The 20151-nt window shown below is 73.3% G+C and carries 19 protein-coding genes and 1 pseudogene; 9 read left to right on the top strand and 11 right to left on the bottom strand.

All coding sequences use genetic code 11. The features are described 5' to 3' along the window. Positions 1–5 precede the first annotated feature (5 nt). Together QBL21_RS26135 and QBL21_RS26130 are read left to right on the top strand one after the other, a co-directional pair. Positions 6–452 carry a hypothetical protein gene (locus QBL21_RS26135; RefSeq protein WP_407564670.1) on the top strand — a complete coding sequence of 149 codons (447 nt, stop codon included), beginning with the start codon at positions 6–8 and terminating at the stop codon, positions 450–452. A gap of 162 nt (positions 453–614) precedes the next feature. Next, positions 615–989, top strand: a complete 375-nt coding sequence (locus QBL21_RS26130; protein ID WP_407564669.1) for a DUF6221 family protein — start codon at positions 615–617, stop codon at positions 987–989. Positions 990–1054: 65 nt separating this feature from the next. Here the strand turns inward: QBL21_RS26130 and QBL21_RS26125 are convergent, their stop codons facing one another. Continuing rightward, positions 1055–1486 carry an SseB family protein gene (locus QBL21_RS26125; RefSeq protein WP_407564668.1) on the bottom strand — a complete coding sequence of 144 codons (432 nt, stop codon included), beginning with the start codon at positions 1484–1486 and terminating at the stop codon, positions 1055–1057. 164 nt (positions 1487–1650) lie between these two features. Here QBL21_RS26125 and QBL21_RS26120 point away from each other — a divergent pair, with 164 nt between their 5' ends. Beyond that, positions 1651–2313 carry an arsenate reductase ArsC gene (locus QBL21_RS26120; RefSeq protein ID WP_407564667.1) on the top strand — a complete coding sequence of 221 codons (663 nt, stop codon included), beginning with the start codon at positions 1651–1653 and terminating at the stop codon, positions 2311–2313. Positions 2314–2705: 392 nt separating this feature from the next. Beyond that, positions 2706–3482 (top strand): TNT domain-containing protein, encoded by a 777-nt coding sequence (locus QBL21_RS26115; protein ID WP_407564666.1) that lies wholly within the window; start codon positions 2706–2708, stop codon positions 3480–3482. On the opposite strand, the gene QBL21_RS26110 is transcribed toward QBL21_RS26115, so the two are convergent. The 3 genes from QBL21_RS26110 to QBL21_RS26100 form a co-directional block, all read right to left on the bottom strand. Next, the gene (locus QBL21_RS26110; protein WP_407564665.1) at positions 3442–5025 is read right to left on the bottom strand and encodes an MFS transporter; all 1584 of its coding nucleotides are present in this window, start codon (positions 5023–5025) and stop codon (positions 3442–3444) included. The genes QBL21_RS26115 and QBL21_RS26110 overlap by 41 nt on opposite strands. Positions 5026–5223: 198 nt before the next feature. Beyond that, complete coding sequence (locus QBL21_RS26105; RefSeq protein WP_407564664.1) at positions 5224–5544, bottom strand: AzlD domain-containing protein; 321 nt, start codon at positions 5542–5544, stop codon at positions 5224–5226. Continuing rightward, positions 5541–6380, bottom strand: coding sequence for an AzlC family ABC transporter permease (locus QBL21_RS26100; protein WP_407564663.1), 840 nt, complete (start codon positions 6378–6380; stop codon positions 5541–5543). Before QBL21_RS26100 ends, QBL21_RS26105 begins: the two co-directional genes overlap by 4 nt. 74 nt (positions 6381–6454) lie before the next feature. Here QBL21_RS26100 and QBL21_RS26095 point away from each other — a divergent pair, with 74 nt between their 5' ends. Beyond that, a complete protein-coding gene (locus QBL21_RS26095) occupies positions 6455–7015 on the top strand; it encodes a helix-turn-helix domain-containing protein (RefSeq protein WP_407564662.1) in 561 nt (186 codons plus the stop codon). Positions 7016–7026: 11 nt separating this feature from the next. Here the strand turns inward: QBL21_RS26095 and QBL21_RS26090 are convergent, their stop codons facing one another. Further along, positions 7027–7638, bottom strand: a complete 612-nt coding sequence (locus QBL21_RS26090) for a TetR/AcrR family transcriptional regulator (RefSeq protein ID WP_407564661.1) — start codon at positions 7636–7638, stop codon at positions 7027–7029. Positions 7639–7690: 52 nt separating this feature from the next. Here QBL21_RS26090 and QBL21_RS26085 point away from each other — a divergent pair, with 52 nt between their 5' ends. Continuing rightward, positions 7691–8626, top strand: coding sequence for a DUF2867 domain-containing protein (locus QBL21_RS26085; RefSeq protein WP_407564660.1), 936 nt, complete (start codon positions 7691–7693; stop codon positions 8624–8626). Between the two features lie 28 nt (positions 8627–8654). Here the strand turns inward: QBL21_RS26085 and QBL21_RS26080 are convergent, their stop codons facing one another. Then, complete coding sequence (locus tag QBL21_RS26080; protein WP_407564659.1) at positions 8655–9218, bottom strand: EF-hand domain-containing protein; 564 nt, start codon at positions 9216–9218, stop codon at positions 8655–8657. Between the two features lie 219 nt (positions 9219–9437). Between QBL21_RS26080 and QBL21_RS26075 the strand changes: the two are divergent. After that, a pseudogene (locus QBL21_RS26075) lies at positions 9438–10064 on the top strand (N-acetylmuramoyl-L-alanine amidase); the annotation flags it as partial. Positions 10065–10174: 110 nt separating this feature from the next. Here the strand turns inward: QBL21_RS26075 and QBL21_RS26070 are convergent. The 5 genes from QBL21_RS26070 to QBL21_RS26050 all read right to left on the bottom strand — a co-directional run bounded on the left by QBL21_RS26070 (position 10175) and on the right by QBL21_RS26050 (position 15482). Then, positions 10175–11194 (bottom strand): metal-dependent hydrolase, encoded by a 1020-nt coding sequence (locus tag QBL21_RS26070; protein ID WP_407564658.1) that lies wholly within the window; start codon positions 11192–11194, stop codon positions 10175–10177. After that, positions 11191–11448: a hypothetical protein gene (locus tag QBL21_RS26065; RefSeq protein WP_407564657.1), complete on the bottom strand. Its 258-nt coding sequence runs from the start codon at positions 11446–11448 to the stop codon at positions 11191–11193. Before QBL21_RS26065 ends, QBL21_RS26070 begins: the two co-directional genes overlap by 4 nt. Before the next feature lie 242 nt (positions 11449–11690). Next, complete coding sequence (locus QBL21_RS26060) at positions 11691–12662, bottom strand: DUF6454 family protein (protein WP_407564656.1); 972 nt, start codon at positions 12660–12662, stop codon at positions 11691–11693. Between the two features lie 289 nt (positions 12663–12951). After that, the gene (locus tag QBL21_RS26055; RefSeq protein WP_407564655.1) at positions 12952–14268 is read right to left on the bottom strand and encodes a hypothetical protein; all 1317 of its coding nucleotides are present in this window, start codon (positions 14266–14268) and stop codon (positions 12952–12954) included. Positions 14269–14477: 209 nt separating this feature from the next. After that, positions 14478–15482: a multicopper oxidase domain-containing protein gene (locus QBL21_RS26050; RefSeq protein WP_407564654.1), complete on the bottom strand. Its 1005-nt coding sequence runs from the start codon at positions 15480–15482 to the stop codon at positions 14478–14480. A 198-nt stretch (positions 15483–15680) separates the two neighbouring features. Between QBL21_RS26050 and QBL21_RS26045 the strand changes: the two genes are divergently transcribed. After that, positions 15681–18116, top strand: a complete 2436-nt coding sequence (locus tag QBL21_RS26045) for a ThuA domain-containing protein (RefSeq protein ID WP_407564653.1) — start codon at positions 15681–15683, stop codon at positions 18114–18116. Next, positions 18113–20047: an OmpL47-type beta-barrel domain-containing protein gene (locus QBL21_RS26040; protein ID WP_407564652.1), complete on the top strand. Its 1935-nt coding sequence runs from the start codon at positions 18113–18115 to the stop codon at positions 20045–20047. Before QBL21_RS26045 ends, QBL21_RS26040 begins: the two co-directional genes overlap by 4 nt. The last annotated feature ends 104 nt before the right edge of the window (positions 20048–20151 follow it).

The following is a 20151-nucleotide window of genomic DNA, read 5'->3' as shown; positions in this document are numbered from 1 at the left end:
TTCCGATGACCACGCCCACCGCCTCCTCCCGCGGCACCACGCCGAAGACCCCCGGCCCATCGAGCAGCGGCGGCAGCCCGTGGGCGACGGGCGGCACGGTCTTCGCCGGGGTGCTGATGCTCGTGTACGGCGTCCTCGCCGTGCTCCAGGGCGTCGCGGGCATCGCCCACGACGACGTGTACGCCCGGCAGGGCGACTACGTCTACAAGTTCGACCTGACGACCTGGGGCTGGATCCACCTCATCCTCGGCGTCGTCGTCGCCCTGGCGGGCCTGGGCATACTCCGGGGCACCGAGTGGGCCCGGCTCCTCGGCGTCGGGCTGGCCGCGCTGGCCGTGATCGCCAACTTCGCGTGGCTGCCGTACCAGCCCGTGTGGGCGATCGTGAACATCGCCATCGGCGTCTTCGTGATCTGGTCGCTGTGCACCGACCGGTCCCGGTCGCTCATCTGAGGCGGTGCGGGCCCGGCCACCTCCGGCCCGCACCGGCGGCGGGCGCCTCCGCGGCGGCGGCGGCGCCCGCCGCGGCGTGTGCGGTGTGACACCTTTCCGTACGGCGACGCTGAACTACCGGGGGCCCGACACGTGGAGGTGTGAACCGTCAGCGCCGCAGACATGAACAACGGTTTTCACGAGCCGTCCCGCCGCGCGCAGGACCTGGTCGCGTTCCTCCGCGACCGGTACGCGGAGCAGCGCAGAGCCGCCGTCGAGCAGCGGATGCAGCACTGGCAGCGTGAGGTCGCCGAGCTGAACGCCAAGCAGGCGGTCGTGGACAACTGCGAGCGGTGGTCCCTCGCCGCCGACGAGGCCGGCCGCCGGATCGCCGGGATGTCCGCCGCCGGTGTCGGCGTCGCGCCCGCCGAGGCCCTGGAGGCGGCCCGGCTGGAGGGCTGCGCGACGGCGATGGTGCATGTGGTGGCGATGCTGGCGCTGCCCTACCAGCGCCATCCCGGGTACCGGGAGGCGTGGCGCCCGCCGCCGCTTCCGTGAGCGGCCGCCGGGCGCGGGGCGGGGGCCGCGGCCCCGGCCGCGGCCCCGGGCGTGGCGTCGCGGGGTCAGCCGCCGGAGCGGCCGAGGAGGGTGCGTACCCCCGCCGCACTGAGCGTCAGCGCGCCCGGACTGCCGGTGTCGATAGTCAGGTACACCTCGTCCGACGGCCAGGCGTTGGCCAGGAGCACCAGCGGCAGCTTGCGGTACTTGTCGACGGAGGGCAGCGCGTAGCCCATCCGCGACTCGGAGGTGAAGACCGGCACGAGCCGGTCGCCGTTCGGCTGCTCCATCACCGGCAGCATCATGCTCTCCTCGGCACCGGCCCGCTCCTGCTCCGCGCTCTCCTCCGGCGGACCCGGTCTCTCGTCCGGCACGGGTACGAGCACCTCGCTGTGGGCCAGTGCGTGCAGCGCCGCCGGGTCCTTGGCGTCGGTCGCCAGTGCCTCCAGCGCCCGCTGAGTGGTCGCGGGGTCGTTCCCCTGCGGTGCCTCGGTCATGGTCCTTCGCTTCCTCCGGTGTGCCGCGGCGCGCGGTCCTTCCGGCCCGCCCGCGGCCTTGCCTACCCCGTACAGCGTCTAACGTGCCCCCTCTGTCACTCCCGGGGCCGGGTGACGGAGCCGTTCCGGGTGTGCGCGCGGCCGGAAGGGACCATAATCCGGCGATGAGCGACCCCGGGGGCGACGCACATCCTGATCACAGAGCCGGTCACCGGCTCGCGCTGCACACCGCCGCCAAGAGGTTACGGGCGGAGTTCCAGGGCGTGTTCGGTGAGGAGACCATCGAGCGGTTCCTGTACGGCGCGTACGGCGGCATAGCGGTACGTACCGACGAGCCGGACGACTTACCGCGACTCACCGAGCGCTACGCGCGCCGCCGGCTGCACGCGCTGGCCCAGGCGGCGGGCACGGGCGCCGACGGGCGGCCGGTGGTGCTCTTCCTGTGCGCGCACAACGCCGGGCGCAGCCTGATGGCGATGGGCCTCATGGCCCGGCTGGCGGGGAACCGCGCGGTGGCCTGGTCGGCGGGCTCCGCCCCGGGCGCGGCGGTCAACGCGGCGGCGGTGGCGGCGATGGGGGAGCGGGGGATCGACATCTCCGGGGAGTTCCCCACGGCGTGGACGGACGAGATGGTCCGGGCGGCGGACGTGGTCGTCACGATGGGCTGCGGGGACGCCTGCCCGGTGTTCCCCGGCAAGCGCTACGTGGACTGGCCGCTGGCCGACCCCCGCGGGTGGGCGGTGACGCAGGTGCGGCCGTTACGGGACGAGATCGAGTGCCGGGTACGCAAACTCCTCGCCGACCTGGGCATCCCGCCCCGCGACTGACGGCCGGAGGCGACCGCGGCGCCACCGGCGCCGGACACCGTGCGGCAGGCGGTGCCGTGTGTACGGTGACGCCGTCCGCCGGAGGGCGCGGCGTTCGCGGTGTCGATCGACGGCCCGGGGCGACCGCGGCGGCGCAGGTGGCGAGCGCTGTGCGGCAGTGTCCCGTCTCTGCGGTGACCCCGCCCGCCCGGGTCCGCCGGGCGGCTCCGGCGTGCCCGGCGCCCGGCGCGGTGCGACCCGGCGCCCCGGTGGTGTTCCGCCCCGCGCCCGGGCGTCGCGCCCCCGCTTCACCCGAAGGGTGGGTGGCGGCGCGCGTGTTGGTCTGCGGGCCCGCCGCCCGCCCTGCGGATCATGGTGGGGCCGCCGTCCGCCGAGCGTGAAGGGCCCCCACCGTGACGCGAACCCGCACCGTACGCACGGCACTTGCCGTCCTCGCCATCGCCGCCGGACTCGCCGGCGGCGTACCCGCCGCGGCGGCGTCCGCCGGGCACCCCGACCCCGCGACCCACCCCTCGGCCGTCCGCCACGCCGCCGCGCCCGCCCCCGCCCCTGCCGCGGCGCCCGCCGCCGGATCCCCGGCCGGGTCCGCCGCGGCGGGCGTCGCCCTGCGGGCCGAGCCCGTCTGCACCGGCGAGCGCCTCGGCGACGCCCGGCTGGGCCCCGAGCACCTGCCGGGCCGGTGGGAGCCCCGGGTCGGCCCGCTGCTCCAGGGCTGGCGGCCCACCGGCTCCCTCTCGCCCGCCGCGTTCCTGGAGAAGTACTGGACGGGCCCGGCGAACGGCGGAAGCTGGAAGTACCCGCCGAACGACGGCTTCGCCGAGGTCAACGGCACCGTCGACAGGGAGCGGACCCGGCTGGCGGCCGGGCAGTTGCTCGACCGCTTCGGCTCGGAGTTCGGCGGCTACCTCGCCCCCGCGGGCGACCGCTACGCCGAGCGCGCGCTGCCCCCGCAGAACCTCAACACCCGCGACCCCGGCGCCCCCTGCGACTACCGCGTCTACCAGGTCACCAAGCCGTTCTGGGTCTGGCAGGGCGCGGTCGCGCCGTGGTTCGAGCAGCCCGGCGGGGGCGAGCAGATCAAGCTCGACCCGGTGTTCCTCGACCCGGGCGCGGGGCAGCGGCTGAACGTCACCTGGCTGCTGGAGCACGGCTATCTGGCTCCTGCGTGACCCCGTCGCCTGCCCCGCTCCCGGTCCCGGCCCCGCCCCCGGTCTTGCTCCCCGGGACCGGCGCGGGCGCGGGCCGTTTGCCGCGCGGCATCAGCAGCAGCACCAGCAGGATCGACGCGGTGCCGGCCACCGCCGCCGCCAGAAACGCGCTGTGCCCCGCCGCCTCCTGCGCCTCGACGATCCGCCGCGGATCCCCGCCCGCGGCGGCCAGCCTGTCGCCGAGCCCGTCGTACGCGATGGTGGCGATCACCGCGAGGCCGAGCGCACCGCCCGCCTCCTGGCTGGTGTTGATCAGCCCCGCGCCGACCCCCGCCTCCTCCTCGCCGACGCCGGTGAACGCGGCGATCTGGAGCGTGACGTAGACCATCCCGCAGCCGATGCCGAGCAGCACGAACGGCGTCAGCAGGTCCACCGCGTACGAGCCGCCCGCCGGCGCGCGCCACATCAGCAGCAGCCCGGCGACCGACACCACCAGGCCCGCGACCAGCACGGGCCGGGCCGCGATCCGTGTGATCAGCGTGGACGCGATCCCCGCCCCGGCGGCGACCGCCACGGCCAGCGGCACGTACGCGAAGCCGGCCTTCAGCGGCCCGTACCCGTACACCTCCTGCATGAAGATGCTGGCGAAGAAGAACAGCGCGCCGAACGTGCCGAAGACCAGCACGGCGGACGCGTTCGCGGTCGCCATCGTCTTCCTGCGGAAGAAGCCCAGCGGCATCAGCGGCGCCGCCACCCGCGACTCGATCACCAGGAACGCGGCGAGCAGGACGGCGACGCCGGCCAGGCTGCCGACCGTACGGGCCGAGCCCCAGCCGACGCGGGTGGCCTCGCCGAGGGTGAAGACGAGCAGCAGCAGCCCGGCGGTCAGCGTCGCGGCGCCGAAGACGTCGAAGGGGCGGCGGCGTTCGCGGGCCCGGCTCTCCGGCACGACGCGCGGCGCGACGAGGGCGGCGGCCAGGCCGATCGGCACGTTGATGTAGAAGATCCACTCCCAGCCGGGGCCGTCGGCGAGCACCCCGCCGACGATCACGCCCACGATCGAGGCGATGCCCGCGAGCGAACCCCACACGCCCAGCGCCCTGTTGCGCTCGGGGCCGGCCGGGAACGCGGTGGTGACCAGCGACAGCGCGGCCGGCGCGATGAGCGCGGAGCCCAGCCCCTGGAGCCCACGGGCGGCGATCAGCGTGGTGCCGTTCTCGGCCAGCCCGGAGACGAGGGAGGCCAGTGCGAAGACGACGAACCCGGCCTGGAGCGTCCGGCGCCGCCCGAAGGTGTCGGCGAGCCGGCCGCCGAGCAGCAGGAAGCCGCCGATGACGGTGCCGTACGCGGTGACGATGTACTCGCCGGCGACGTCGGACATGCCGAGCGCCGACTTGATGGAGGGCAGGGCCAGGTTCACGATCGACACGTCGAGGAAGACCATGAACTGGCCGAGGCAGAGGAAGGCCAGGACGGCCCCGGGACTCGCGCCGGGCCCGGCTCTGCCGGGCGTACGGGCGGCGCGGGCGGCACCTGGGGTACGGGCGGTACGGGAAAAGGGCATGGCGAAGCTCCTCGGCAGGGCATGCGGTGACGGCCGGCCGGCGCGGGCGGCGAAGGGTGCACTCCTGCCGCGGCCTGCGACGCAGCCGGTCACTGCACTGACGTAACCCGGCGGGGGAAGTGTGACCGCGCGGCGCGGAAATCTTTCTGGGAGCCCGCGGAGACACGCACCGCGCGACCGGGCACGCGCCCGCCCGGGTCAGTCCACGCCGCACAGCCGCAGCAGCGCCGCCGTGGCCGCCGCGGCGACCACCACGACGACGAACGGCGCCCGGCGCCACGCCAGAACGCCGCCGACCGCGACGCCCGCGGGCCGCGCGACGCCCGCGAAGCCGCCGTCGTCCAGCAGCGCCTGCGTGCCGACCAGGGCGGTGAGCAGCACGATGGCCGCGACCGTCATCAGCCGCTCCACGCGCGGCTCCATCGTCACGCGCGAGCGCAGCGCCGGGCCGGCGAAGCGGAAGGCGAACGTGCCCACGCCCAGCACGAGGACCGCGGCCACCAGGGTTGTCGTCGTCACGGCACACGCTCCTCGTCGTACGAACCGGCCTCTGGCCCGTCGTCCCCACCGCCCGGCCCGCCGCCCCCGGGCACCGCCTCTCCGCCGACGCCCGAGCCGACGCCCGAGCCGCCGACGGCCTCCGACCCACCGGCCTCCGGCCCGCCGACTTCCGGCCCACCGGCCGCCGGCCCGCCGACACCCGCCACCGCCAGCCCCGCCAGCGCCAGCAGCACCGGCACCCCCGCCGGCAGGAACGGCGCCGCCGCCAGCGCGACGCCCAGCCCCACCAGCGCCGCCCGCCGCGTCCCCGCCTCCCGCAGCGACGGCAGCACCAGCGCCAGCAGCACCGCGGGGAACGCCGCGTCCAGCCCGAAGGCGTCCGTGTCGCTCACCGCCGTACCGCCCAGGGCGCCGAGCACCACGCCCACGTTCCAGCAGAAGAACAGCCCGACGCCGCACGCCCAGTACGCCGCCCGCCGCCGCTCCGGGTCGCGCTGGGCCAGCGCGAACGCCACGGTCTCGTCGATCATCAGATGGCTGCCCGCGAACCGCCGCAGCCTCCCGCCGCCCAGCGCGTCGCCGACGGTGAAGCCGAACGGCACGTGCCGCGCGTTGACCAGCAGCCCCGCCGCCACGGCCGCCAGCGCGGTGCCGCCGGAGGCGACGATGCCGACGAACATGAACTGCGCCGCCCCCGCGAAGACCACCACCGACAGCAGCACGGGCAGCCACAGCGGCAGGCCCTCGCCGACCGCGATGGCCCCGAAGGAGACGCCGACCAGGGTGTCCGCGGCACAGACGAGCGCGATGTCGCGGGCGAGGTCGCCGCGCAGGGTTCGCCATATCGAACGCATGGTTGCCATGCTGAACATCCGCTAGGCTGTTCGTCAAGCCGAATAAATGACCGACAGAGCGAACGGAGCGCGTCATGGCCCCGAGCGGCGGAGCCCCCCTCGACGCCATCGCCGCGTCGCTCCAGCGCGAGCGCCGCCGTACCGGGCTGACGCTGACGGAGCTGGCCCGCCGCGCCGGGATCGCCAAGTCGACGCTCTCCCAACTGGAGTCGGGCACCGGCAACCCGAGCGTGGAGACCCTGTGGGCGCTCAGCGTCGCGCTCGACGTGCCGTTCGCCCGGCTCGTCGAGCCGCCCCGTCCCCGCGTGCAGGTCATCCGCCGCGGCGAGGGCCCCTCGGTGCCCTCCGAGCACGCCGACTACGCCGCGACGCTGCTCGCCTCCTCCCCCGCCCACGCGCGCCGCGACATCTACCTCGTCACCGTCCAGCCCGGCACCCCGCGCCGCTCCGACCCGCACTCCCCCGGCGTCATCGAGCACGTCGTGCTCGGCGGCGGGCGGGCCCGCGTGGGCGTGGCGGAGGAGCCGGTCGACCTCGAACCGGGCGACTACGCCTGCTACCCCGCCGACGTGCCGCACTTCTTCGAGGCCCTCGCGCCGGACACCGTCGCCGTCCTCGTCTCCGAGCACGACTGACGGCCCGTAGCTCAGTCGCGGCGCAGCAGCGTGTCCAGCACGGCGTTCAGGTACGGGTCGCGGTCGGCGCCGGACGGCAGCAGGCCGGGCACCGCCCGGTTGAGCTGGATGTGCCCGAGGTACGTCGTGTACGCGGCCGTCGCCCGCAGCCGCGCCTGCGCCGGCGCGAAGCCCAACTCCGCGAAGACCTCCGCCACATAGCCGATCCGCCGCTCCGTCACCCGCCGCAGCGCCTCGGCGACCTGCGGCTGGTCGACGGCGGTCAGCAGGGACAGCTCCAGCGGATCCGCGGGCGCCGACCCGACCGCGTACCCCAGCAGCCGCCGCAGCCGTAGCTCCGGGTCGGGCTCCCGCTCGGTCTCGGCGATGACGACCTCGGTGCTCAGCTCCTCCCAGCGGGCGAGCGCCGCCTCGACCAGCGCGCCGCGGTTGGCGAAGTGCCAGTAGAAGCTGCCCTTCGTGGTGCCGAGCCGGGCGGCCAGCGGCTCGACGGCGACCCCGGCGAGCCCACGCTCGCCGATCGCGGCGAGGGCGGCGTCCGCCCAGTCCCGCGCGCTCAGCCGGCGCTTGCCGGGTGCGGCCTCGCGGCCCTGTTCCTGCTGCTCACGTCGGTGTTGCGACATGACCGTACGCTACCGTATGGTCGGGAACCATACGCAAGCGTATGGAGGAGTCGTGCGCACGGTACGCAACGTCCATGAACGGATCCTCGACGCCCCCGCGACCGCGGTGGGCGCCCTGGTCGACCGGCTCTCCGCCCCCGACGACCCGCTCTTCCCCAGCCCCGCCTGGGCCCCGATGGCCTTCGACCGGCCGCTGCGCGTCGGCGCGGCCGGCGGCCACGGACCCGTGCGGTACGGGGTGACGGCGTACGAGCCGGGCCGCCGCGTCCGCTTCCGCTTCACGCCGCCCGACGACGGCTTCCACGAGCTGACCGTCGAGCCGCTGGAAGACGGCCGCTGCCGGCTGCGGCACGTGCTGGAGTCGCGGATGGGCCCGGGCGACCTGCTGATGTGGACGCTGGCGATCCGCCGGGCGCACGAGACGGTGGTCCGGGAAGTCCTCGACAACGCCGAACTGGTGGTGACGGGCACGGTCGCCCGGCCGGTGCGCCGCACCGCCCTGGTGCGGCTGCTTCAGCGCATGGAGTCCGAGAAGGCGACCGCCGCGGAGCTGCCCGCGGGCGCCCGGCTGGCCCGCGGCGCCTACGAGCGGCCGGACTTCACCGACGCGTGGCAGATCGCGCTGCGGCCCGGCATGCCGCACGACGTGGCCGCCTGGCGCGACGTGCTGCCCTTCCCGGTCGTGGCGCAGGAGGGCGCCGAGCTGCTGCTCGGCCGGGACGCCGGGCACCTGGACTTCCGCGCCTCGGTGCTCGTCGAGGACGGGCGGGTCACGCTGAGCACGGTCGTACGGATCCACAACCGGCGCGGCCGGCTGTACTTCGCGGTGGTCCGCCGCTTCCACCCGCGGGTGGTGCGGCGGATGCTGCGCCGCGCCTGGCGGCGGCGGGCGCTGGGGGCGCCGTCGGCGGGGGAGCGGGAGCGGGCGCGGTTGCGGGCCGGGGCGGGGGCCAGGGCCGAGGCCGGGGGGCGTACGGGACCGGCGTGAACTCCCGCACCGGCGCCCGGCCCCGGCGTCAGGCGGGGTCGAGCGGGCCCAGCAGCCAACTGCCGCCCGAGGCGGGGTCGTCGTCGAAGTAGTACTCCCGGATCGCCGCCAGCAGCTCGGCGGTGGTGAGGCGGCCGTCCCCGTCGGCGTCCAGCCGCCGGAAGACGTCGCGCGCGTCGTGCGCCGGAAGGTTCATCAGCGCGCCCGACCAGCGCACGTGCTCCTCCTCGTCGAGCCGGCCGTCGCCGTCCTCGTCGGCGATCGCCATGACGGCCTCCAGGAACTCCCCGTATCCGGCGTCGAAGTCCTCCGGCGTCTCCAGCAGCCCGGCGGCGAACGCCGCCGCGTACTCGTCCCGGTCGACCCGCCCGTCCCCGTCCGTGTCCGCGGCCCGTACGAGCCGTTCCCACACCCCGAGGCACAGCTCCTCCACCCGCCGCCGCGCCGGTGAGTCGGGGCCGTGGCCGAACTCCTCGCCGAGCCGGCGGGCCGCGCGCTCGAAGTCCGCGCGGTCGATGTAGCCGTCGCCGTCGGTGTCGTACGTGCGGAAGCGCCGCGCGAGCTTGCGCGCCAGGAACGTCGAGACCTCCACGAGCCGTCCTCTCCACCGCGGTTGTCGCCGGTGCACGACGCTACGGCTACCCTGCCGGGGCGCACAGGGGCGCCTGGACGGGCGCACGGTGGCCCGGAGACGGATGGGGCGCCGACCCCTTTACGGAGAGTGATGAAGCATTTACGATGAGTGGGTGACCGCGCCGGAGCCGGCGCGGGATCGATGTCACCAGCCAGGGAAAACCGGGGGGTTGCTCGTATGGCCGATCCACTGTCCGCCTCCGTCGTCCTGCGCGCGCTGAAGCGCGAGGGACTGAACATCGTCGAGCACGGCGAATGGCGCACCCACAACCGCAACCACAAGGGCCCGTGGGGCCCGGTGCACGGCGTGATCGTCCACCACACGGCCACGTCCGGCACGGACGACAGCGTCCAGCTCTGCTACCGCGGCCGGCCCGACCTGCCCGGCCCGCTCTGCCACGGCGTCATCGACAAGCGCGGCCGGGTCCACCTCGTCGGCCACGGCCGGGCCAACCACGCCGGCTCTGGCGACGACGAGGTGCTGCGCGCGGTGATCGCCGAGCGGTACGGCGAACGGCCGCCGTCGCCCAACGAGCAGAACACGGACGGCAACGCCCGGTTCTACGGCTTCGAGTGCATCAACCGCGGCGACGGCGACGACCCGTGGCCCGACGTGCAGTTGGAGGCCGTCGAGCGGGCCTCGGCGGCGCTGTGCCGGGCGCACGGGTGGCAGGCGAAGTCGGTGATCGCGCACAAGGAGTGGACGAACGAGAAGATCGACCCGCGCGGCTTCAGCATGCCGGGGATGCGCGACCGCATCGCAAAGCGCCTGGCGGGCAAGCCGGAAGGCGAACCCCCACCGGAATCCTGACCACCGGGACCTGGCCGGCGGAACCTGACCCGCCGGGAAGCCCCGCCCCGCTGGTTGCACCTGACAGCACACCCGCCGGCCACCCAGCGGAGCCCGGGTCTCCCTTACGCGCGGTCCGGGCTCTGCCGTACCGGCTCCGTGTCCGTGTCCCGGTCCGTGTCCGTCTCCGGCGAAGGCTCGTCGTCGTTCCGGGCCCCGTCGTCCCCCTCGTCCCCGTCGTTCTCCGTGGAGTGACGGGGGCGCGGGACCGAGGTGCGGACGATCTCCACTTCCGCGTACGGCGGTGTGTGCAGCCACAGGCGCCGGCCGACCGCGAGCCACACCACCCAGCAGAACGCCACCAGGCCCGTGAGCCCCACCAGGGTGTTGGACAGGAACTCCGTCACCGGCGGATGGTCCACGGTCGCCTTGTCGACCCAGTACGGGCCGCCCCACTTCCAGTCCATCGGGGCGTCCTCTGACGTCTGCGCCCAGATGGTCCAGGCGAATATCCGGCACGCGCCGTAGAGGAAGTAGGCGTGGTAGAGCGCCAGCAGGAAGCGGTCGGACAGGCCCACGCGGTGGCGGAGCCAGCCCCAGGCGGGGTCCGCCGGGTAGACGTGCTGCTTGAAGTACTTGGAGGTCAGCGAGCGGTAGTTGTACGCGAGCATCGCCAGCCAGAACAGGTCCCAGGCCAGGCCGAGGCTGCCGTAGTAAGCCGCGGCGTCCCCGTAGCGGCCCTCCTGCGCCGCGTACGCCCACATGCCCGTCGAGTAGTGCTGGTCGTTGAAGGGGAAGAAGAGCATCACGCCGACGCTGTCGAAGCAGTCGGTCAGCACGTGCGCCCACTGGCCTATCAGCAGGCCGAGCGCCCACTCGCGGCTCTTGAAGATCAGCAGCACGGCCAGCGCGAGCACCACGCCCCACGCCAGGCTGTGCGTGAACCCGACGCCCGGCCAGCCGCGGTGGTAGTCCCAGGCGTTCTCCGGCTTGAAGGAGAGGCTGCCTATCTCGAAGCCGTAGACGGTGCCCTTCGTGCCCATGTCGGGAAGGAAGCAGCCGAGGAGGATCGCCAGGTACGAGACCTTGACCTTGGTGTGCTTGTGGAGGATGTAGCTCTCCAGCTCATGTGCCGCCCAGCTCACCGTTCGCCCCCCTCGACGTCGCCGCCGTCCCGGCCGTCGTCCTCGGGCCGGCGCCGCGCGCGCACCTTGTCCACGGCCCAGCCGGTCAGGAGGATCGCCGCGATCGCGACCACCGGGCCGCGGGTCCACGTGAGGATGCCGCGGGTGAAGATCGCCCCGCCCGCGACGAGGGCGACGACGGCGACCGCGTAGCCGGCGACGTCGCCCGCGCGCGTGCGGCGTACGGGGCGCAGGAACGCCGGTCGGCTAGGCACCGGGGGTCACCCCCGCGGTGGCGGTACGGCCCGCCGGCAGCCGGGGGGCCGTCTTCTGCCGTACGGGTCCGCCCCCGCGTTCCGTTCCGCTTCCGCGTCCGGCATCGCCGCCGCGTACCCCGCCCTCACCGTGCACCGCGCCCCACCCGTTCCGGTCGTACGCCCTCGCGGCTCCCCGGCCGCGAAAGCCCCCCTTGGTCGTCCGGGATCTTACGGGAGCGGCGCGGTGCTCGGCATCCCCGTCAGCTCGCCGGCCTGGTCTCGTAGACCAGCAGCTCCGTGCCCGTCGGCGAGGTGCCGTCGTCGGGGGCCGCCCACATCCGCAGCCCGTCGCCGCGCAGCGCCTCCAGCAGTACGGGGTTGCGGGTCGCGACGTGGCCGCCGGTCGACCAGAGCTGCACCGGCACCTCGTGCTCGATGTCGAACGTGCGCAGGTCGATGGTCGCGATGCCGCCCAGTTCGAAGTCGGCGCCGGAGGCGTTCTTGAAGCCGGTGATGCCGGTGCAGAGCATCTTGCGCGAGTCGGCGTAGGCGCAGTCCTGGTAGTCGACGAAGTGGCTCTGGTTCGTACGCCGCTGGATCTGCCGGCCGTGCCGGTCCCAGCTATAGAGGGTGCGCGAGCCCCACGAGACGCCGTGCACCTTGCCGGTGCGCGGCTCGGGCACCACGCCGCCGACGTGGTCGTCCACCCGGAACGCCTCGCTCACCTTCAGCGTGCGGACGTCGACGCGGTAGACGACGGCCGCGCTGTTCGGCCGGTACTCCGCGACCGGGACCCACACCGAGCGGCCGTCGGTGTCGATGCCGCCCGGGTGGTACATGTCGCCCTCGCCCAGCGTGATGTCCTCAAGGAGCCGGCCCCTGAGGTCGAGGACGAAGAGGTGGCCCACGCCGCGGCCGGGGCTGCGGTCGTAGCCGTCGACGGGCTCGGGGTAGCGCACGGGCGGCTCGATGACCTCGACGCTGGAGAGGAAGAGCCGGTCGCCGACGCGGGTCAGGCCCTGCGGGTGGTACGTCTCGAAGTCCAGCGGCAGCTTCTCGACCAGCTCCCACTTGCTGTTGCGGTCCAGCTTGGCGACGGCCTCGACGACGCGGGCGTCGCGCTGCGGGCGGTGGTCGCCGCCGGGCCGCGCGGCGGGGGCGGCGGAGGCGGCGACGGTGCCGAGCAGGGCCGCGGCCAGGGCAGTGACGCCGAGCGTTCTGACGTACCTCATGTGGATCCTCTCCCTCGCGGGCCGGGCCGGCAGGCGGGGGAGTCCCCTCCAGGCGGGCGACGGCCGGCGCCCGATGATGGCGAGGCCATCCTGCCCGTACGTGACGACGGGGCAAGCCCCCGGCGAACAGCGGGACACGGTGGCGGGGCGCGGGCGGGGGGAAAGCGGCGAGGGGCAGGCGCGGGCGGGACAGGGGCGAGCGGGCACGGGGGCGGGGCGCGGGCGGCGCGACACGGCGACGGGACATCGCGCCGTCCGCGATGCCCCGCCGCCGCGGTCCCGGTCCCCCTCAGTCGGCCATGCCGAGGACCGTCAGCGAGTACGGCGTGAAGCCCAGCTCCATCGTCCGCGTCACCTCGAACCCGTCCCGCGACACCTCCGCCTCGATCAGCGACCCGGTGAACGGGTCCGTGACGTACACCGACTCCTCGCCCGGCGCCAGCGCCGCCTGGTCCTTCGTCCAGTCCGCGGAGACCTCGAACGGCTCGGTCACCTTCGAGGAGCCGACGACCTCCGCGCTCTTCGGGTCGACGCCGTGCAGCCGGCCGTCCGCGGTGAGCGCCAGGCCCCGGTCCCAGTACGGGTCCCAGGTGAACGCGGCGCGCGCGGCCGGCAGCTCGACGCGGCGCATCGTGCGCTCGGAGAGGTCGAGCGCGGCCATCGCCCCGTCGCCGAAGGTGCCGAGGACCGCGTCCCCGCTGTGCCCGGCGAAGGAGCTGACGCGCTCCTCCTCACCGCTGCCCGCCGGGTTGGGGATCTTGTCGGCGGTCCACTTGCCGCCGTCGCCGCGCTCCAGCACCAGCACGCCGTCCAGGCAGCCGAAGAGCAGGAGCCCGTCGCCGGCGGCGTGTTCGCCGTGCAGTTCGGGGCAGTCGCGGAAGGCGTCGACCTCGCGGTTGTGCGCGTCGTGGACGCGTACGCCCACGGGCAGGTCCTCCTCGGTCTTCCCGGGGATGGTGACGACCATCTCGCCGGTCTCCAGGGTCACGGCCACGCCGTGGTGCGGGCCCTCGGCGGTCAGCTCGCGCTCGGGGTCGGTGCTCGCGTGCTCCGCGCCGACGTGCAGGACCTGGGCGGTGCCCGTGCCGTCGTCGAAGACGGTGACGTGCTCGCCGTGGGGTACGGCGTGCGAGGGGTATTCGCCCTTGAGGCTGCCGAGGACGCGGGGGCGTTCGTGGTGCGGGTCCTGGTGGCCGCCGTGGTCCTCCCAGCGGATGCCGGCGTCCACGAGGTGGGTCACGCCCTGCTCGCCCTGGGGCAGCAGGACGTGGGTGGCGTCCTCGGTCCGTACGGGCCGGGACTGGCCCTCGACGTCGAGCGTACGCACCGTGCCGCCGTCGGCGAGGCCGATGACGCGGACCGTGCCGGAGCCCTGCTCGGTGACGACGGCGCGCAGCTCGGGGGCGCCGTGGGCGACCTTCTCGGCGGGCCAGCCGGAGCGGTCGGCGCCGGCCGCCTCGCGGCCGGCCGGGGCCGACTCGCGGCCGGCGGCGGGCTTTTCGCCGCCCGCGTCGTCGTCGTTCTCCGCACACCCGCCGGCCAGCACGAGGGCTATCGCCGCCACGCCGGCCGCGAGTGTCTTTCTGGTCTTCGTAATGACAATCATTTTCATGACGATAGCAGGAGTGTGCCCGGGCGTCTGCCACCAGGGGGTTCGCGGGCATGCGAAAGACCGGCGACCCCACCCAGCGGGGCCGCCGGCCGGTCTCGCGGCTCGGCGGTGCCGTGTCCGTGGCGCGCCGTGGTCCGGCGTGCGCCGCGGACCGCGGCTCGCGGTCCGGCGCGCGCGCCGCCGAAGCGGCGCGCGTCCGTGGCTCAGTGCGTGTCGTGGCTCCCGTGTGCCGGTGCGTCGCGGGTGGGCTTCATCGCCTCCGCGTTGTGTTTTCCGGCCACCGTGCCGTTGGGGTTCGTGACCACCAGCAGGCCCGCCACGCCCATGTCCGCGTGGCTCTGGACGTGGCAGTGGTACATCCACCGCCCCGAGCCCACCAGTTCGCCCGCGATGAACTGGAAACCGAACGAGTCGCCCGGCCCGACGATCTTGTTGTCGATGACGGGTGTCGGGTCGTCCACGCTGGCCAGCATGCCGGTACGGTTGTCCGCCCAGCGGTGACCGTGCAGGTGGAAGGTGTGGTAGAACTCGCCGTGGGTGATCATGATGATCTCGCAGCGCTCGCCGAGCGTGGCGGTGAAGTCCGGCCCGTGGCCTGCGACGTTGTTGATGGTGTTGTCGTTGAAGACGATGACGAACTGCTTGTCGGGCAGCTTGTCGCCGCGCCGGCGCACGATCAGCCCGCCGTAGAGCCCGCGCTTGACGCCGCCGGACCCGTGCGGGGTGCCGACCGCGTGGTCGTGGTAGTTCCAGTAGCCCGCGCTGCCCGGCTGGATGGTCCCGTCGCGGCGGGTGCCGGCGGTGTGCGAGTGCCAGACGTAGTTGCGCGAACCGCCCGGCGGCACCGCGCTGTCGGTCATCGGCGTGCCGTCGTTGTCGATGTCGTAGTCGACGCCGTGGACGTGCAGGCTGGCCTCGACGTCGAGGTTGTTGACCAGCTTGATCATCATGCTGTCGCCCTCGTACATCTCCAGCAGCGGGCCGGGGATGGAGGGCTTGCCCGGTTCGAGTCCGTAGCCGAGCTGGCCGTCCGGCATGGCCTCGGCGTACATCGTGATCCGCTTGATCTCGCCCAGAGGCTGGGGTTGTGGTTCGTCGTTCGATCCGGTGGCCGTCGCTCCCGAGGTGGAGAGCGCGACCGGGGTCGCCAGTGCGGCCGCGGCCGCACCGCTCGTGAAGGACCTTCTGGAAAAGACATTGCGCGGCATGGTGGCCCCCGCCTTCTCGCGCGTTTGTGACTCGTCCCTGACAGCCGCTCATGGTAAGGGCTTGCCGGAGCTTTGCCCATCCTCAGGACAAAGTTCGAACCGAATCCGGCGCTAGGCATTGGCAGTTTGCGAAAAGGGGTCTAACTTCCTACGGCGGCGCAGCTATCCCGCAGCATCCCGGGACGAGGTGGGAGGACCATGCGACGCAGGGGAAACGCCCTACGCTGGGCGGCCGGCGCATCGGCCGTAGCAATGGCGGCAACGCTCCTGGCAGGAGCGCAGGCCGTGGCAGGACCGTCGGACGGCGGACCGCTCGCGGCCGGCAAACCGCCGGGCAAGGCGGCCGCCGCGGTACTGGTGTTCCACCGGGTCGACGGCGACCAACACGCCGTGACCCAGGCGGGCATCGAGGCCATCGAGGCGATCGGTGCCCAGGGGCCGGAGACGTTCACCGTGACCGCGACCGACGAGGTCACGGCCTTCAGCGACAAGAACCTGGCCCAGTACAACGCGGTCGTCTTCCTGTCACCGGGCAGCGACCGGCTCAACACCGTGCAGGAACAGTCGTTCCAGCGCTACATCGAGGCCGGCGGAGGGTTCCTCGGGATCCACGACGCGGCCCGCTCGGAGCCGGAGTCCGACTGGTTCACGGGCCTCATCGGCAGCCGCCCCGCCGGCACCTCCGGCGGCGCGCAGGAGGCCGTCGTCGAGGTCGGCGACCGGCTGAACCCGGCCACGAAGGACCTGCCGCTGGAGTGGACGCGCAGCGACGTGTGGACCAACTGGGAGACCAACCCCTCCGGCAGCGTCCACACCGTCGCCCGGGTCCGGGAGAACTCGTACGAGCCCGGCTCGGGGGCCAACGGCTGGGACCACCCGATCTCCTGGTGCCGCGACTACGAGGGCGGCCGTTCCTTCTACACCGGCATGGGCGGCACCGCCGCCGGTTTCGCGGAGGAGGACTTCCGCAGCCACCTGCGCGGCGCCCTGCTGTGGACGACCCGCCAGGCGCAGGCCGACTGCCAGGCGAGCATCACCGCCAACTACGAGGCGAAGCGGCTGACCGCCCCCAACCAGGGGAGCCAGCTCGACCAGATCGGCGAGCCGCACGGCATCGACATCGCCGACGACGGCAAGGTCTACTACATCGGCCGCGGCGGCCGCTGGTCCGGCGCCCCCGTGGACGTCGACTGGAACAGCCCGGAGATCGGCAAGGGCCCCGGCACGATCCACGTGTGGGACCCGGAGACCGAGCAGGTGACCGCGGTCGGCTCGCTCGACGTCTTCGGCAACAAGGGCGGCGGCGACGAACTGGTCAAGGTCGAGGAGGGCCTGCTCGGCATCGCCCTCGACCCGGACTTCGCCGGCAACGGGTACGTGTACCTGCACTACACGCCGCACTCCGGCGTCGACCGCGACGCGCGCATCGCCGAGCGGCGGGTCTCCCGCTTCACCATCGACCACGCGACGCAGAAGCTCGACACCGCCTCCGAGAAGGTCGTGCTGTCCTGGCCCGTCCAGGTGCACAGTTGCTGCCACTCGGGCGGCGACATGGAGTGGGACTCCAAGGGCAACCTGTACATCGCCACCGGTGACAACAACTCCTCGCGGTTCAGCGACGGCTACTCGGGCAACAACCCGGAGCCCAACTTCGGCGGCGTGTCCTTCGCCGACGCGCGCCGCACCGCGGGCAACACCAACAACCTCAACGGGAAGATCCTGCGGATCCACCCCGAGGCCGACGGCACGTACACCATCCCCGAGGGCAACCTCTTCACCGGCGACGAGGGCGACGGCGACCAGGCCAGGCCCGAGATCTACGTGATGGGCGTACGCAACCCGTCCCGCATCGAGATCGACGCGAGCGACCGGCTCTACGCCGGCTGGGTCGGCCCGGACGCCGGCGAGCCCAGCACCACCTGGGGCCCGGCCAAGTACGACACGTTCGCCGTGATCACCAGCGCGGGCAACCAGGGCTGGCCGTACTGCATGGGCAACAGGCAGCCCTACCGCGACCGCAACCTGCCCGACCCGACGCAGCCGCTGGAGTGGTACGACTGCGACAACCTCAAGAACACCTCGCCCAACAACGACGGCCTGACGGACATCCCGCCGGCCCGTGACAACAACATCTGGTACTCGCCCCAGGGCGGCGGCCCCGACTACCCGCGCAACGCGGACGGGCTGCCCAGCTACAACATCGGCGAGACCCAGTACAAGCTGCCCTGGCTCAAGGGCGGCGGCCAGGCGGCCATGACGGGACCCGTCTACCGCTACGACGCCTCCTCCGACAGCGCCGTCAAGTGGCCGCAGTACTGGGCCGACAAGTGGTTCGTCGGCGACTTCTACGACCAGGACCAGCCGCGGCACGCCGTGGTCATGGACCCGGACAACGCCGGTGACGGCGGACTGCCGGTGCACGCCGAGTCGCTGGACAAGATCGTCCCGGCCGGCGACGGCGGCATCCGCAACCTGATGGACTGGAAGTTCGGCCCGGACGGCGCGCTCTACGTGCTCGACTACGGCCGCGGCTTCTTCAACGCCGACGCGCAGTCCGCCCTGTGGCGAGTGACGTACAAGGGCGGGCCGGCGACGCCGTTGCCCGAAGACCTGATCGCAAAGGGGAATCGATGAGATCCCAAGCTCCGACCGCGGGAACACTGCGGCGGACGCTGATCACCCTGGTGGCGGTCTGCCTGGCGCTCCTCGCGCCGGGCGGCCTGCCCGCCGCCGGCGCGGCGGTGCCCGACGAACCCAGGGCGGCGCAGACGCTGACCTGGACCGCGGGCGACAGCATCAGCGAGTACACGTCCGCACCCACGACGGCGGTGGCCGGGGAGACGACCATCGTCTTCGAGAACAGCGCCGCCACCGGCAACACCACCGGCATGGTGCACACCCTCACGTTCGACACGTTCACCGACGGCTACAACAAGGACGTCAACCTCAACCTCCAGGCGTCGCCGAACGACGAGAACAGCGGCAAGTGGCAGGCGACCGTCAACCTCACCCCCGGGAAGTACCGCTACTTCTGCGCGATTCCCGGCCACGGCTCGATGGTCGGCGAACTCGTCGTCACCGACGGCGGCGGCGAGGACACCACGGCGCCCGAGGCCACGGCCGAGGTCACCGGCGAACAGGACGCGAACGGCGCGTACCTGGGCAGCGCGGCGGTGGAGCTGTCGGCCACCGACGACAGCTCGGGGGTCGAGGCCATCGAGTACGCCCTGGACGATGCCGCGGAGTGGAGCCCGTACGAGGCGCCGATCGTGGTCGACGCCCTCGGCGGGCACACCGTCAGATTCCGCGCCACCGACAAGGCGGGCAACACGTGCGCCGAGAAGTCGGTGACCTTCACGGTCGCCGAGGCCGGGGACGACACGGTGCCGCCGACGGTGACCGCCTCGCTCGGCGGTGAGCAGAACGACGACGGCGAGTATCTGGACATGGCCATGGTCACGCTGGAGGCGGCCGACACCGGCGGCTCCGGCCTCGACAAGGTCGAGTACGCGGTCAACGGCGGCGCCTTCCAGGCGTACACCGAGATGCTGCACGTCCAGACCGTCGGCGAGCACACCGTCAGCTACCGGGCCACCGACAAGGCGGGCAACTCCTCCGAGGTCGGGACGGTCACCTTCACGGTCGTCGAGAAGTACCCCAACCCCGACCCCGTCTGCCCCGAGCTGGACTCGCGTCCGATCGTCTTCATCGGCGAGTACGACACCCACGTGCCCAACCGCGTCACCGCGGACGGCTGCACGATCAACGAGCTGATCGAGGACGAGAAGGCGTGGGCGAAGCAGAAGGCGTTCCTCGACCACGTCCGCAGCGTCACCGACGAACTGTACGCGGACGCCGTCATCAACCGCGAGGAGCGCAGGCTCATCCGCGAGACGGCGAAGGCGTCCGGGATCGGCACGCCGGGCCAGAACGACGGCTACACGCCGATCTTCACCGGCACCGAGAACTCCTTCTCCAAGTGGGAGCAGGTCGGCGGCGGCAGCTTCAACCTCAACGGGGACGGCTCGATGACGAGCGGGACGTCCGTCGACGGCATGGGCATGCTGTGGTACCCGCAGGCCCGGTACGGCGACTTCTCGCTCAAGCTCCAGTGGCGCGACGACGCGCCGGGTGACGGGCGCGCCAACTCCGGCGTCTTCGTCCGCTTCCCGGACGTGCGCGACCACCCGGACGAGTCGCGGCCCGAGTGGGTCGCCATCAAGTACGGCCACGAGGTGCAGGTCTTCGACTCCGAGGCCGGCGACCAGTACAAGACCGGCTCGGCCTACGGCTTCGACCTGGTCAACCACGGCCAGGCCGGGGTGACGCCGAAGGGCACCTGGAACGACTACGAGATCCGGGTGGTGGACCAGCACTACGAGATCTACCGCAACGGCGTGCTGATCAACGAGTTCGAGAACTCCCCGGGGCAGCTCTTCGAGCCGCCGCGCGCGGACGACCCGGGCACCGACGGCCGCCAGCACGCGGAGGGCTACATCGGCCTCCAGGTGCACGGCACGACGGACGTCGTCTCGTACCGCGACATCCGGATCAAGCCGCTGTGATGTATACGGTCGGCTGAGCCGGAGCAGGTCCCGGTGGGGGGCGGTGGCGACACCGCCCCCCATCTGGTGTGCCGGGGGTGTTCCAGGGGGCGCGGGGGCCGAAA

The sequence above is a fragment of the Streptomyces sp. 184 genome (assembly GCF_045781775.1).
GTDB lineage: Bacteria > Actinomycetota > Actinomycetes > Streptomycetales > Streptomycetaceae > Streptomyces.
The sequence above is the reverse complement of the archived record's forward strand: the minus strand, read 5'-3'. Positions and strand labels throughout refer to the sequence as shown.